This is a genomic window from Streptomyces sp. NPDC090445 (assembly GCF_044769385.1).
Classification (GTDB): Bacteria; Actinomycetota; Actinomycetes; order Streptomycetales; family Streptomycetaceae; genus Streptomyces.
The window spans coordinates 131,637-145,717 of record NZ_JBIVXV010000004.1 but is presented as its reverse complement, the minus strand read 5'-3'; the positions used below and the strand labels follow the sequence as shown (position 1 = coordinate 145,717).

The window sequence follows — 14,081 nt, the reverse complement described above, 5'->3', positions numbered from 1 at the left end:
CCCGGGAACGGGCGAAGCCGCCACCCCGGGACGGGGGTGGCGGCTTCGCCGCGGGCTCGGGCGGGGGTCAGTCCCTGGGGACTACTCCCACTCGATCGTGCCCGGGGGCTTGCTGGTGCAGTCCAGGACGACGCGGTTGACGTCCTTGACCTCGTTGGTGATGCGGGTCGAGATCCGGGCGAGGACCTCGTACGGCATCCGGGTCCAGTCCGCGGTCATGGCGTCCTCGGAGGAGACGGGGCGCAGCACGATCGGGTGGCCGTAGGTGCGACCGTCGCCCTGCACGCCGACGCTGCGGACGTCCGCCAGCAGGACGACCGGGCACTGCCAGATCTCCCGGTCGAGGCCGGCCGCGGTGAGCTCCTGGCGGGCGATCGCGTCGGCCTCGCGCAGCAGGTCCAGGCGCTCCTTGGTGACCTCGCCGACGATGCGGATGCCGAGGCCGGGGCCCGGGAAGGGCTGGCGCTGGACGATCTCCTCGGGCAGGCCGAGCTCCTGGCCGACCATCCGGACCTCGTCCTTGAACAGCTGGCGCAGCGGCTCGACGAGCTCGAACTCGATGTCCTCGGGGAGGCCGCCCACGTTGTGGTGGGACTTGATGTTGGCGGTGCCGGTGCCGCCGCCGGACTCGACGACGTCCGGGTACAGGGTGCCCTGGACCAGGAAGGCCACGTCCGGGCCGCCCTCGGCCTCGGCGATGATCTCGGCCTGGGCCTGCTCGAAGACGCGGATGAACTCACGGCCGATGATCTTGCGCTTGGTCTCCGGGTCGGAGACGCCGGCCAGCGCGTTCAGGAAGCGCTCCTGCGCGTCGACGACCTTCAGCTGCACGCCGGTGGCCGCGACGAAGTCCTTCTCGACCTGCTCGGTCTCGCCCTTGCGCATCAGGCCGTGGTCGACGTACACGCAGGTCAGCTGGGAGCCGATGGCCTTCTGCACGAGGGCCGCGGCGACCGCGGAGTCCACGCCGCCGGACAGGCCGCAGATGGCGCGCTTGTCGCCGACCTGGGCGCGGATCGCCGCGATCTGCTCCTCGACGATGTTGCCGGTGGTCCAGGTGGGCTGCAGGCCCGCGCCCCGGTAGAGGAAGTGCTCCAGCACCTGCTGGCCGTGCGTGGAGTGCATCACCTCGGGGTGGTACTGCACGCCGTACAGCTTCTTCTCGTCGTTCTCGAAGGCCGCGACCGGGACGACGTCGGTCGACGCGGTGACGGTGAAGCCCTCGGGGGCCTCGGAGCAGGCGTCGCCGTGGGACATCCACACGGACTGGTGCTCGGGGGTGCCCTCGAACAGGGTCGAGCCGGTCTTGCTGACGGCCAGCGGGGTGCGGCCGTACTCGCGGGAGCCGGTGTTGTCGACGGTGCCGCCGAGGGTGGTCGCCATCAGCTGGAAGCCGTAGCACATGCCGAAGACCGGGACGCCGGCCTCGAACAGGGCGCGGTCGAGCTGCGGCGCGCCCTCTTCGTACACCGAGGACGGACCGCCGGACAGGATGATCGCCTTGGGGTTCTTGGCCAGCATCTCGGCCACGGGCATCGTGCTCGGCACGATCTCGCTGTAGACCCGAGCCTCGCGGACGCGGCGGGCGATGAGCTGGGCGTACTGGGCGCCGAAGTCGACGACGAGAACCGTGTCCGGGGCGGCGTCGTGGACGGCGGAGGGTGCTTCTGGCACGGGACGGCCTTCCGGCGGAAGAGGGGGCTGTTTTGTCAATTCTAACGGGGGACGCGCCGACCGCTTTCGTCTCACCATCCGAACCGGGTTGGCCCACAGCCGCGCGGACGGCAATAATCCATTTCGTGCGCAAGCAGCTGAGCTTCCTCTTTACCTATGGCACCGGACGGTCCGGCCGCCATGGGTCCTCGTGATGCTCGCTCCGAGCCACTGACTTCCCGCAGCGCCCCGGTCCGCCAGGACCCGGGCGCTGCGGCGTTTCACCGGTCCTGCGGCCCCACCCGACAGGAGAACCCCGCCATGAACGCCACCGCCGCCACCGCCGACACGACCGCCGCCGCCGCCGCGACCGCCTCCCCCGAGGAGCTGATCGCCGCCTCCCGCGCGCGCATCGACGCCATCGACGACCGGATCATCGGCCTGATCCAGGAACGGATGGCCGTCTCGTCCGTCATCCAGCAGACCCGGATCGCCTCCGGCGGCCGCCGGGTGCACCTCTCGCGCGAGATGGAGGTGCTCGCGCACTGGAAGGACGCCCTCGGCAGGCCCGGCACCGCCCTCGCGATGTCCCTGCTGGAGCTCTGCCGCGGCCGCGTCTGACGCCCGTTCTTCACCCGTCCGGCCCCGTGACCGGCCCCGCGCGCCTTCGTTGGTGTGGATGGCCGCGTCAGCCAGTCGCGGGACCAGCACCACGCGTGGCTCCACCGGAGCGATGAGACGTACGGCCCGTGCGACGTGCGTCGTGGGACCTCGCTCCTTGTGACCGGACGGCAGGGGACAGCAGCCCGGTCACCCCGAAAAGACGGCCGGCCCAGGGGACGCCCCGGGCCGGCCGTTCGCATGCCCGTACGTGTGACGGACGCCACATGTGCGCGGGTGTCCCGCGGGTACAACCTTCGGCGCCGAACGTCTGTCACCTATGTACCGCGGCGGGTACCGCGCTCGGAGGGGGAGCGCGGTACCCGCCGCGTATCAGTACCGCGTATCAGTCGGCCGCCCCCGCCCCGGCTCCCGTCCCGGCTCCGGCCTCCGGCGCCGCCGTGCGCGGCGGGACCTCCGGGACCGCGAGGAACGGCAGCCGCAGCGCGCCGAACGCCTCCTTCGGCACCGCCGGACGGACCGGCTCCACCGCGGCGAGCCGCGCGTACGCCGCGCCCTGCTCCGGGCGCGGGTCCTGCTCGCCCTTGTTCGGCCAGTACGACATCGCCCGCTCCGCCTGCGCCGTGATCGTCAGCGACGGGTTGACGCCGAGGTTCGCGGAGACCGCCGAGCCGTCCACCACCGAGATGCCCGGGTGCCCGTACAGCCGGTGGTACGGGTCGACCACGCCCTGCTCGGGCGAGGCGCCGATCGGGCAGCCGCCGAGGAAGTGCGCGGTCAGCGGGGTGCCCATCAGCTCGCCGACGTTGCTGCCGGGGAAGCCGTTGATCTCCTCGGCCAGCAGGGTCGCGGCCCGGGTGGCCTCGGCGATCTGCACCGGGTTGGGGGCGCCGTGCCCCTGGCGGGCGGTGAGCAGGCCCTTGCCGGGGCCGCGGGGCCGGCGGTACGTGGTCAGCGAGTTGTCCAGGGACTGCATGACCAGGCCGATGATGGTCCGCTCCGACCAGCGCCGGTTGGACAGCGAGCGCAGCAGCTGCACCGGGTGCTTGGCGGTCCGCGCGAGCCAGGCCCGGACCCGGTGGGGGCTGTGGGGCACCTGCAGTACGGTCAGGAAGCCCATCGCGTTGGAGCCCCGACCGTAGCGGACGGGCTCGATGTGGGTGTCGGCGTCGGGGTGCACGGACGAGGTGATGGCCACGCCGCGGGTGAAGTCGGCCCGCCCGGGGGCACCTCCCAGCGGTAGCCGGGGGACCGCGCCGTGCCGCCTGCGGTAGCGGCGGTCGTCGGTCTGCGCGCCGACCAGGCCCTCGGAGTTGGTGCGGGTCAGCTCGCCGAGGCGGTCCGAGATCCGCGGGAGCAGCCCGTTGTCCTTCATGGTGTGCAGCAGCGTCTGCGTGCCGTACGTGCCCGCCGCGACGACCACGTACCGGGCGCGGAGCTCCTTGGCGATGCCGCGGCGGCGGCCGTCGGTGGGGACGGTGCGGACACGGTAGCCGCCGTCCGGGTGCTCGGCGAGGGCGGTGACCGTGGTCATCGGGTGGATCACGGCGCCCGCGCGCTCGGCGAGGTGGAGGTAGTTCTCGTTCAGGGTGTTCTTCGCGCCGTGCCGGCAGCCGGTCATGCACTCGCCGCACTCGGTGCAGGCCCGGCGGGCGGGCCCGGCCCCGCCGAAGTACGGGTCGGGGACCTCCGCGCCCGGCTTGGCCACGGCGGCGCCCTCGGCGTCGGCGCCGTCGCCGAAGAAGACGCCGACCGGGGCCATGTGGAAGGTGTCGCCGACGCCCATCTTCTCGGCGACGGCCTTGAGGTGGACGTCGGAGGGGGTCGTCGTCGGGTTGAGGCGCACCCCGAGCATCCGCTTGGCCTGGTCGTAGTACGGGGCGAGCTCCTCGCGCCAGTCGGTGATCGAGGCCCACTGGCGGTCCTCGAAGAACGCGGTCGGCGGCACGTACAGGGTGTTGGCGTAGTTGAGGGAGCCGCCGCCCACCCCGGCGCCCGCCAGCACCATGACGTTGCCGAGCAGGTGGATCCGCTGGATCCCGTAGAGCCCGAGGGCCGGGGCCCACAGGTAGTTCCGCAGGTCCCAGCTGTTCTTCGGCAGGCTCGCGCGGGTGAAGCGGCGCCCTGCCTCCAGGACGCCGACCCGGTAGCCCTTCTCGGTCAGCCGGAGCGCCGAGACCGCTCCTCCGAAGCCCGAGCCGATGACGATGACGTCGTAGTCGACGCCGTGGTCGACGTCGTGGTGGTGCTCGCGGGCGGACGGCTGTGCCACTGACGCGCCTCCTTGGCGGACGGACGGGGGCTGTTAGCGCAGGCGGAGGGCCTTCATCACCTTGAGGCTGCGGGTCATGAACGCCGCGTACCGCTCGTCGTCCATGCCCAGCGAGGGGGCCATCGGCAGCACCCGCTGGTGGGCGACGGTCTGCGCCTCGGTGTACTTGAGGATGCCCTCGGAGCCGTGCCGGCGGCCGAGGCCGGAGTCCTTCATGCCGCCCATGGGCGCCTGGGCGCTGCCGTAGGCCGGGGCGTAGCCCTCGTTGATGTTGACGGTGCCGGTGCGCAGGCGGGCGGCGACGGCGTGGCCGCGGCGGGCGTCCTTGGTCCAGACGCTGGAGTTGAGGCCGTAGGCGGTGGCGTTGGCCCGGTCGATCACCTCGTCCTCGTCGGTGAACCGGTAGATGGAGACGACCGGGCCGAAGGTCTCCTCGCCGCACACCGCCATCGGCGCCTCGACGCCGTCGAGGATGGTGGGCTCGTAGAACAGCGGGCCGATGTCGGGGCGGGCGGTGCCGCCGGCGACGAGGACGGCGCCCTTGGCCACGGCCTCGTCGACGTGCCGGGTGACGGTCTCCAGCTGGCGCTCGCCGACCAGCGAGCCCATGTCGGCGCCGTACGCGAGGGAGCTGCCGAGCCGCATCGCCTTGGTGCGGGCGGCGAACCGCTCCACGAACGCGTCGGCGATCGAAGCGTGGACGTAGAGCCGCTCGATCGAGATGCACAGCTGGCCGGCGGAGGAGAAGCAGGCGCGGACGGCGCCCGCGGCGGCCTTCTCGATGTCGGCGTCGTGCAGGACGAGCATGGCGTTCTTGCCGCCGAGTTCGAGGGAGACCCCGACGAGGCGGGCGGCCGCGCCCCGGGCGACCTCGCGGCCGGTGCGGGTGGAGCCGGTGAAGGAGACGTAGTCGGCGTGCCGGACCACCTCGGGGCCGACGACGGGCCCCTCCCCGAGGACGATCTGGAAGACCTCGGCGGGCAGCCCGGCCTCGACCAGCAGGTCGCGGGCCCACAGGGCGGTCAGGGCGGTCTCGGTGTCGGGCTTCATCACGACGGCGTTGCCCGAGACGAAGGCGGGCAGGGCGTCGCCGACGGAGAGTTCGAGGGGGTAGTTCCAGGGCGCGATCTGCCCGACGACACCGCGCGGCTGGCGCAGCTCGGTGACCTTGGTCAGGGTGGGCATGGCACCGGTGTGACTCTTGGGACGCAGGTACGCGGGCGCCTTGCGGCCGTAGTGGCGGGCGGCCACCGCGACGGCCTGGACCTCCTCGTGGGCGTGCAGGCGGGCCTTGCCGGTCTCCAGCTGGATCAGGTCGAGCACCTCGGCCTGGCGGTCCAGGACCAGGTCGTGGAAGCGGAGCAGGACCGCGGCCCGGCGGCGCGCCGGGACGGCGGCCCACGCGGCCTGGGCTGCGCGGGCCCGGGCGAAGGCCTCGGCGACCTCCTCGGGGGTGGCCTCCGGCAGGTCGGCGAGCTTGTCCCCGGTGAAGGGGGTGTGGTTCGCGGTGCGGCCCGAGCCGATCACTCCGCGGGTGAGCCGGGCGACCAGGTCGGGGGTCACCACGTCGGCCGCGGTGCGGGCTCCTGCCGGGGCCGGGGCGACCGGGTTGGTGGGCTGCGGTGCGCTGCGGAGGGGGGCCGGGGCCTGCGTGTCCGTCATGGCGGTGAGCGTATTGGTCCCGGCGGCCTTTGGGTACCCGTCGGTAACCGGATTTTGCCATATCTGCCAGTGAACGCTGGCAGGATGCCCGAGGGGGCGGGGCGGGCGGGGGCAGCCCCTTGGGGCGGGCGGGGTCAGCCCTTCTTGGCGGACGGGGCCCAGCCGGTGAGCACGGTGTCGAACTGCGCCCGGGTGGTCGCCCAGTCGGCCGCCGGCCCCGACATGTACACCGCGTACTCGGCGCCGTCCGGGGCGATGTACATCTGCTCGATGGACCGGCGCGGACCGGCGTGCACCCCCTTCTCGGTCCAGGTGAACTCCCAGATCGCCGCGCGGGTGCTGTCCCGGAAGGTGTTCGGGTTCAGCTTCTGCCGCTTGTAGTCGGTGCGCTGGCGCACCTGCTTCTCCAGGTCGAGCACGTGCGCGTACGCGGTGTCGTAGTCGGGCGTGGGGTCGACGGCGATGCGGATGAAGTGCTTGCCGTTGTCCGGGGTGTAGTCGATCTGGTTGCCGTCCAGCTGGCGCTTCCAGCCGTCCGGCACCCACAGCGTGAAGCCCGCCGGGTCGGTGACCTCGGTCCAGCCCGCGGGCAGGGTCGCGTCCTTGCCCGCCTTGCCGTCCGAGCCGCCCGTGCCGTCCGAGCCGTTCTGCTGGTCCGGGGCGCTCACGTTCTGGTCGGATCCGCCGCCCTGGTCGCCGTCCCCGGTGTACTTCAGCAGCCCGAACACCGCACCGCCGCCGACCAGCGCCGCCACCAGCGCCACCGCCGCGGCCCGCTTGATCCGGCCCGCGGTCGGGCCCGGCCGGGCGGCCGGCTCCGGGCGGCCCGGCAGCTCGGACGTCCGTGCGGGGTCCGGCGGCGCCGCGCAGTCCGGTTCGGGCTCCCGCACGTCGGCCAGCTCCTGCGGGGTCACCGCGCGCGTGGGTACGTACGCCTGCGCGGCCTTCGCCTCCCGGCCCTCCATCACCTCCAGCAGCATCCGCTCCGTCTCCTGCGCGGAGGGCCGCTCCTTGGGGTCCTTGCGCAGCAGCGCGGTGATGACCGGCCCCAGCGGCCCGGACTGCCGCAGCGCCGGCGGCTCGTCGTTGACGACGGCCTGCAGGCTGGAGATCGGCGAGGTGCGGCGGAACGGCGAGCGGGCCTCGACCGCCGTGTACAGGGTGGCGCCCAGCGACCACAGGTCGGAGGCCGGGTCGGGGGTGCCGCCGGTGACCCGCTCCGGGGCCAGGTAGTCGATGGAGCCGACGATCTCGCCGGTGCGCGTGATGGAGGAGTCGCCCTCGATCGCGGCGATCCCGAAGTCGGTGAGCAGGACCCGCCCGTCCTTGGCCAGCAGCACGTTGCCGGGTTTGACGTCCCGGTGCAGCACGCCGACCGCGTGCGCGGCGCGCAGCGCGCCCAGGACGTGCAGCCCGATCCGGGCGGCCTCCCGGGGCTCGATGCGGCCGGCGGCCTTGGCGGCCTCGGCGAGGGAGGGGCCGTCGATGTACTCCATGACGATCCACGGCCGGTCGTCGTGCTCCAGCACGTCGTGGACGGTGACGACGCCCGGGTGCTGGATGCGGGCCGCCGCCCGGGCCTCCTTCTGCGTCCGGGCGTGCAGGACGTCCCGGTCGGCCTGGGCGACGAACAGAGCCGCCGTCAGTTCCTTGACGGCGACGGTCCTGTTCAGGAGTTCATCGTGGGCGCGCCACACCTTGCCCATGCCGCCGCTGCCGATGGGCTCCACGAGCCGGTACCGGCCGGCGAGCACTGCGCCCGCACCTGTCTGCTGTTCCACGAATCCCCGCCACTGTTTGCACTTCGGGCCAGACTACGAAGAGCCCGGCACGGCCGGTACCGCAGAGGCGCGGATCGGGCAGCACTGTGACGCAATTGCCGTACTGAGTCACCGTCAGTCCGCGTTCACCCACCGGACTTGTAACTCCCCGTGGCCTTTTCGAAGACCTCGGTCACCTTGCCCTCGCCGTCCTGCGGGCCCGTCACCATGACGATGTGGTAGCTGCCGCCGAGCGCCACGACGAAGTTGCGGGCGACGACGCTGCGGCCGTTGCCGTCGATCCACGTGTACCGGCCGGTGACGCGGAGCTGCTGGCCCACCTTCGTGGTCTTCACATCGCCGCCGCTGGCCCAGGTCGACGAGCGGTACGGGGCCAGCTCCGGCTCCTTGTCCTTCTGGTACGTCGCCGGATCCGGGTTGCCCTCGACCTTGTCCCGGCCGGGCACCACGATCAGGACGTACGCGCCGTCGGTGTAGCGGACCTGGCCCGCCTCGTTCATGCCGCGGCGCTCCCAGCCGGCGGGCACCGCGATCTCGAAGTGCTCCGGGTCCTGCTGCATCGTGTAGCCGGGCGGTGCGGGCGCCGCGGGCTGCGGGGCCGCCGGGGACTCGGGCGCGCCGGACGGGGGCCGGGACCCCCCGGACGCGGGCGGCGAAGCCTGCGGGGCGGGCGCCTGCGTCCCGGCCACCGGGGTCCGGGAGGCCGTGTCCTGGCGGCGGTCGCCCTCGCCCCTGTCGCCGGGCAGGAACAGCATCGCGTACGCCACCGCCCCGGCCATCAGCACGAGGACCCCCAGCAGCAGGTTCCGGCCGAGGGCTCGGGGCCTGCGGGCGGGGGCCGGGCTGCGGTGCCGCCCGTGCAGCTCGCCCCGGCGGCGCACCACGGGCAGGCGGGCGGGATCCGGCTCGGGGGGCGGGGCCGCCGCACCGGGCCAGTGCCCCTGGCCGAGGGCCGCACCGAGGACGGAATCCGGTTCGGGGGCGGAGCGGACCAGCGAGCGCAGCCAGCCGCGGAGCTCCTCGAAGTCGGGGCGCTCGGTGGGGTCCTGGCGGAGCAGCGACTCCACGACCGGGCGCAGCGGACCGCACTCCTCCGCGAAGGCCGGGGCCTCGGCGCAGACCATCTCGACGAGCTCGGCGACACTGTCCTCCGGGTACGGGGCGTGGCCCTGCACCGCGCGGTAGAGCAGCGCGCCGAGCGCCCACAGGTCGGTGGCCGGCCCGACCGGGGCCGCCAGCTGCCAGGGCCCGCTGACCGTGCCCGCCTGCTCCGGCGCCCACCGCTCGGTGACGGCCCCGACCACCGCCATCCGCGTCTGCCGAGCCCGCTCGGCATCAAGCCCGCCGGACGGCCCGAAGCCCGCGCCCCCGCCCCCGCCCCCGCCCCAGCCGGACCGTGCCGGGTTCGCCGGGGCGGCAGGGGGCGCGGACGTGACGGGGTGCGGGGCGGGGGGCGCGGGCTTCGGCGTCGGCGCGGGCGGAGTCGGGGACTTCGGGACGGGGATGTGCGCGGGCACGGGCGGCGCGGGCTTCGGCGTCGGCGCGGGCGGAGTCGGGGACTTCGGGACGGGGATGTGCGCGGGCACCGGCCGGGGCTGGCCCGGCTGGCCCGGGCGCAGGTAGGCGGTGGCGTCCTCCGCCTGGCGGTACCCCTGCGGCAGGGCGAGCTGCGCCGGCAGCACCGGCTGCCCCGCCTCCGGACGCTGCTGCCCGGCGGGCAGGGCCGCGACCTGCCGACGCGGCGTCGCACCGTGCCAGGCGACCCCGCCGTCCGGGATGTCCTGGCCACCGGCTCCCCCGCCGGTGCCGACTGCCGCCGCGCTCCCCGCCCCGGCGTACGCGCCCGTGCCGACGCCGTTGGACGTGGCGTCTCCGGAGTCCGCGGCGGCGAGGCCGGCCACGCCGGATCCGGCTGCGTGGCCGAGGTCGCCGACCGGCTCCGCGGGACCGGTCGCGACGCCCGGACCCGCTTCCGGCGCCGCGTAGTCCGCACCGGGCTCCGGGCCCCGGCCGGCGGCGGGAGCGGTGTCCGGGGTGGTCTCCTCGGCGGTTCCCGGGGCGGGGCCGGTCGTCCCGGGGGTGCCGTACGGGTACGAGTACCCCTGGGGCAGGTTCGACCCCTGCGGCTGCCGCTCCGGTGCCGGCGCCGCACCGGCTGCCGCGGCCTTGCGCTCCTCCGCGACCCGCGCCACGGCCGCCCGGGACCCGGCCCGGTACGCGGCGAGCACGCCGGCCCGCGCAGCCGCCGCGGGATCCGGCCGGCCGGGGGTGATGTGGATGTGGTCCGCGTACTGCGGCCCGACGAGCCCGGGCGCGCCCGTACCGGGAGCACCCGGCCCGGGCTGCGGCGAGGCGACACCGCCTTCGGCCGTCTCCCGCCCGTACCCGGTGCCCGAGGCCGACGGCTCCGACGGCCGGCCGGGGGTGATGTGGTCAGCGTACCGCGGGCCGACGAGCCCGGACGTGCCCGGACCCGGGTCGCCCGGCGCGGGGCCCGGGGAGGCCGTATCGCCGTCGGCCGCCTCCCACCCGTCCCCTGCGGCAACGGGCTCCGGCTGCCGGTCCGGTGTGATCCGGTCGGCGTACCGCGGGCCGACGGTCCGGGCGGGGGCGTCCGCACCGGGGGCATGCGGCCCGGGGTGCGGGGAGGTCACGTCGCCGTCGGCCGTCTCCCACCCGTGCCCGAGGCCCGCGGTCGGCGGGGCCGGCTGCCGGGCGGGGGTGGTGTGGTCGGCATGGTGCGGGCCCGCCGGGGCGCCGTCGGGGTGCCGGGGGGTCGTTTCGTAGCCCGGGGCCACCAGGGGCGCGTCGGCGGCTCCCGGTGCGGGCGGCCCGTCCAGGGGGATGCGGTCGGCGCGGCGCGGGCCCGTCTCGTAGCCCGGGGCCACCGGCGGCAGGCCGGCGGGCTCGCGGCCGGGCGGCGGCGGGGTGCCCCAGCCCTGTCCCGCGTCCGCGGTGTCGTCCTCCGGCGGGACCGGGTCGTACCCGCACAGCGCGTCCTCCGCGGCCCCGGCGGCCAGGCCGGTCAGGACGACGCGCCCGTCATCGCATATCAGGACGGTCCGGACCGTGATGTTGCGGTGCGTCCACCCGTGCGCGTGCAGCACCCGCAGCGCGGTCAGGACGTCGGCGGCGACCTCCGCCGCCCGGTACGGCGTCATCGGTTCGTCGGCGAGCAGCGCGGCCAGCGGCCGGGCCGGCACCAGCTCGCTCACGATCCACAGCGACCCGCCCTCGGCGAACACGTCGAAGACCTGGTCCAGCCGCGGATGGTCGGGGACGGACGCGGCGGCCTGCGCCGCCGCGATGGCCCTGCGCACGGCCGGGAGCTCCCCCGCCGGAAGAACGCCACCGCCGCCGGCACCGGCCCGGGCTCCGGCCCGGGCGGCACCTGCCCCGCCCGACTCCTCGTCGAGCAGTTCCGCGTCCACGATCTCGGGTAACGGCACCTGCCGTACGAGCACTTCCTGCCCGCTGCGCGTGTCGAAGGCCCGGGTTTCGACCAGTTCGTACTCGTCCGACGGCGGCAGCGGCAGACGGTAGCGGCCGGCCAGGATCCGACCCGCGTAGTCGTCCACTCCGCCTCCCCCGAGTGCGCTGCGGGGGCAGGTTCCCCGCTGCCCCGCTGACACGATACGTGGCCGGGGGCACCCGCGTCCCGGGCCTGTGAAGGCTCGTCAGGCGGTGAAGCCCCGTCAGGCGAGCGGCTGGAAGGTCTGGAACGCCACGTTCCGCATCGTCGCGCACTCCGGACCGTCCCACTGGTCCGCCGGGCAGCTGATCATGATGGCGTAGCCGCGCTTCGCGTCGACCTTGAAGCCGCGGTTGAGCACCCGGACCCGGATGCCCTTCTGGTCCCGCTCGAACTCCCAGTCGGCGACGGTCGGGTAGTCCCGGTACGACACCGAGTCGATCCGGACCTGCTTGTAGCCCGAGCTGCTGCCCGCCACCGCCGGGGCGAGCAGCGCCCAGGCCTTGCGCGCATCGTCGCCGGGCTTGTCGGTGAAGTCGACCTGGATGCGCGGGAAGCCGCCGTCGCGGCTGTATATGGCGCCGGAGTTCTCGCCGGCGGTGTCCGTCTGCCGGAAGCCCTGCGGCATCGCCATCGAGAAGTGGAACCCGAGGTCGGTCACCACGGCGTACCCCGCCGGGAGGCCCGCGGCCGGCCCGCCGGGCGCGTTGCCCTGGCCCTGCCCCTGGCCGCCGCCGCTCGTCTGGCCGCCGTCCTGACCCTGGGTCTGGCCCTGGCCCTGGCTCTGCTGGCCGTTCGGCGTCTGGCCCTGGTTCGGGTCGGTGCTCGCGCCGGCCGTCTGGCCCGCGGTGGCGGCGGTCTCGCCCGTCTTGCCGGACGGGCCCGGGGTCGGGTTGCCGGAGGACCTCGTGTCCTGACCGGTCTTGCCCTGGTCCTTCTTGCCGCCCGGGCCGCCGCCGCTGAACGCGTACACGAGCAGCGAGCCGATGGCGGCGAGCGCGACGACCACACCGACGATCGCGAGGCCGATGGTGCGGCGGGACATGACGTCGGTGAGCGGCGCGGCGACCGGCCCGGTCCGGCCGGACGGCGCAGCCCCGGCGGGGGCGGCGGCTGCCGTCGACGCGTTCGCCACCGTGGCGGCGCCCGCCGTCGCCGCGGCCTTGCGGGCCGCCTTGAGGGCGGCGCGGGCCCGTTCGCGCTGCTCGCGCTCGCGCCGCTCGCGCTCCTTCTTCTCCGCCTTCTCCGCGGCCTTGTCCGCCACCGCCTTGGCCGCCGCCTCCTTGGCCGCGGACAGGGAGATCTGACGGGTCTCCTCGACCTCGGCGGCGAGGACCGGGGCGGCGGGCTCCGGCTCGGGCGCGTTGACCACGGCCGTCAGCATGGCCCGGGCGCGCTCCTCGTCGAGGCGGCGGGCCGGGTCCTTGACCAGCAGGCCGTAGATGATCTCGGTGAGCGGGCCGGCGTTGCGGGGCGGGTCCACCGGCTCGGTCATCACCGCCGTGAGGGTGGCCAGGGCCGACCCCTTGTCGTACGGGGGCACCCCCTCGACGGCGGCGTACAGCAGGCCGCCCAGCGACCACATGTCGGCGGGCGGGCCGGGCTTCTGGCCGCGGGCGCGCTCGGGCGAGATGTACGAGGGGGCGCCGACGAGCATGCCGGTGGAGGTGATCGAGGGGTCGCCCTCGACCTGCGCGATGCCGAAGTCGGTGAGGACGACCCGGCCGCTGGAGGCGATGAGCACGTTGGACGGCTTCACGTCGCGGTGCAGGATGCCCTGGTCGTGGGCGGCGCGCAGCACGTCGAGCACGGCGAGGCCGACCTCGGCCGCGCGGTGGGGCGTCAGCGGGCCCTGCTCTCGTATGAACTCGGCGAGGGAGGGGCCCTCGATGAGCTCCATGACGATCCACGGGCGGCCGTCCTCGTCCACGACGTCGAAGACGGTGACGGCGCCGCCGCTGCGGATCCGGGCGATGGCCTTGGCCTCGCGGAGGGTACGGGTGATCAGGCGGCGCTTCTCGTCCTCGTCGACGCCGTTGCCGAACCGGAGTTCCTTGACGGCGACGGTGCGGCCGAGGGTCTCGTCCTCGGCCCGCCAGACGGTGCCCATGCCGCCCTTGCCGAGGACCTGGCCGAGGCGGTAGCGGCCCGCGAGGAGGCGGCCCTCCGCGCCGGCGGCCGCGGCGGCCTTGGCGGCCGCGGCCTTGACTGCGGCGGCGACGGCGTCGGCCTTGTCGATGACGGGGTTCCCGGACGTCGTCCGGACGGCTTCCGCAGCGCCCTTGGCCTCGGCGGGCCCGTCCCCGGCCGCAGCCGCTCTGGGCTTCGACAGGTCGGCCTTGGCCGCCGCCGCGGGCTTCGCATCCTCCGGCTCGACCGCGGGAGCAGACGACTTGTCCTCGGCCGGCTCGGCCGCAGCCGCCTTCGGCTTCGACAGGTCAGCCTTCGGCGCCGCCGCAGGCTTCGCATCCTCCGGATCAGCCGCGGCAGACGGCTTGGCCGCAGCCGGCTTGGCCGCAACGGCCTTCGGCTTCGACAGGTCAGCCTTCGGCGCCGCCGCAGGCTTCGCATCCTCCGGATCAGCCGCGGCAGACGGCTTGGCCGCAGCCGGCTTGGCCGC

7 protein-coding genes are annotated in these 14,081 nt (G+C 74.8%); 1 reads left to right on the top strand and 6 read right to left on the bottom strand.

From position 1 onward, the window contains the following. Positions 1-81 precede the first annotated feature (81 nt). A complete protein-coding gene (guaA, locus tag ACIQUT_RS11515) occupies positions 82-1,674 on the bottom strand; it encodes a glutamine-hydrolyzing GMP synthase (protein ID WP_403561865.1) in 1,593 nt (530 codons plus the stop codon). A 300-nt stretch (positions 1,675-1,974) separates the two neighbouring features. On the opposite strand from guaA, the gene ACIQUT_RS11510 reads away from it, so the two are divergent. Further along, complete coding sequence (locus ACIQUT_RS11510) at positions 1,975-2,274, top strand: chorismate mutase (protein WP_403561863.1); 300 nt, start codon at positions 1,975-1,977, stop codon at positions 2,272-2,274. Positions 2,275-2,659: 385 nt separating this feature from the next. On the opposite strand, the gene ACIQUT_RS11505 is transcribed toward ACIQUT_RS11510, so the two are convergent. The 5 genes from ACIQUT_RS11505 to ACIQUT_RS11485 form a co-directional block, all read right to left on the bottom strand. After that, complete coding sequence (locus tag ACIQUT_RS11505) at positions 2,660-4,546, bottom strand: GMC oxidoreductase (RefSeq protein ID WP_403561861.1); 1,887 nt, start codon at positions 4,544-4,546, stop codon at positions 2,660-2,662. A gap of 33 nt (positions 4,547-4,579) precedes the next feature. Next, on the bottom strand, positions 4,580-6,208 hold the full coding sequence (locus ACIQUT_RS11500) for a succinic semialdehyde dehydrogenase (RefSeq protein ID WP_403561859.1): 1,629 nt from the start codon (positions 6,206-6,208) through the stop codon (positions 4,580-4,582). A gap of 134 nt (positions 6,209-6,342) precedes the next feature. Next, complete coding sequence (locus ACIQUT_RS11495) at positions 6,343-7,989, bottom strand: protein kinase (RefSeq protein WP_403561857.1); 1,647 nt, start codon at positions 7,987-7,989, stop codon at positions 6,343-6,345. Positions 7,990-8,114: 125 nt separating this feature from the next. Continuing rightward, on the bottom strand, positions 8,115-11,567 hold the full coding sequence (locus ACIQUT_RS11490) for a protein kinase (protein WP_403561855.1): 3,453 nt from the start codon (positions 11,565-11,567) through the stop codon (positions 8,115-8,117). Between the two features lie 117 nt (positions 11,568-11,684). After that, the coding region (locus ACIQUT_RS11485; RefSeq protein WP_403561853.1) for a serine/threonine-protein kinase at positions 11,685-14,081 on the bottom strand (2,397 nt) is incomplete at its 5' end.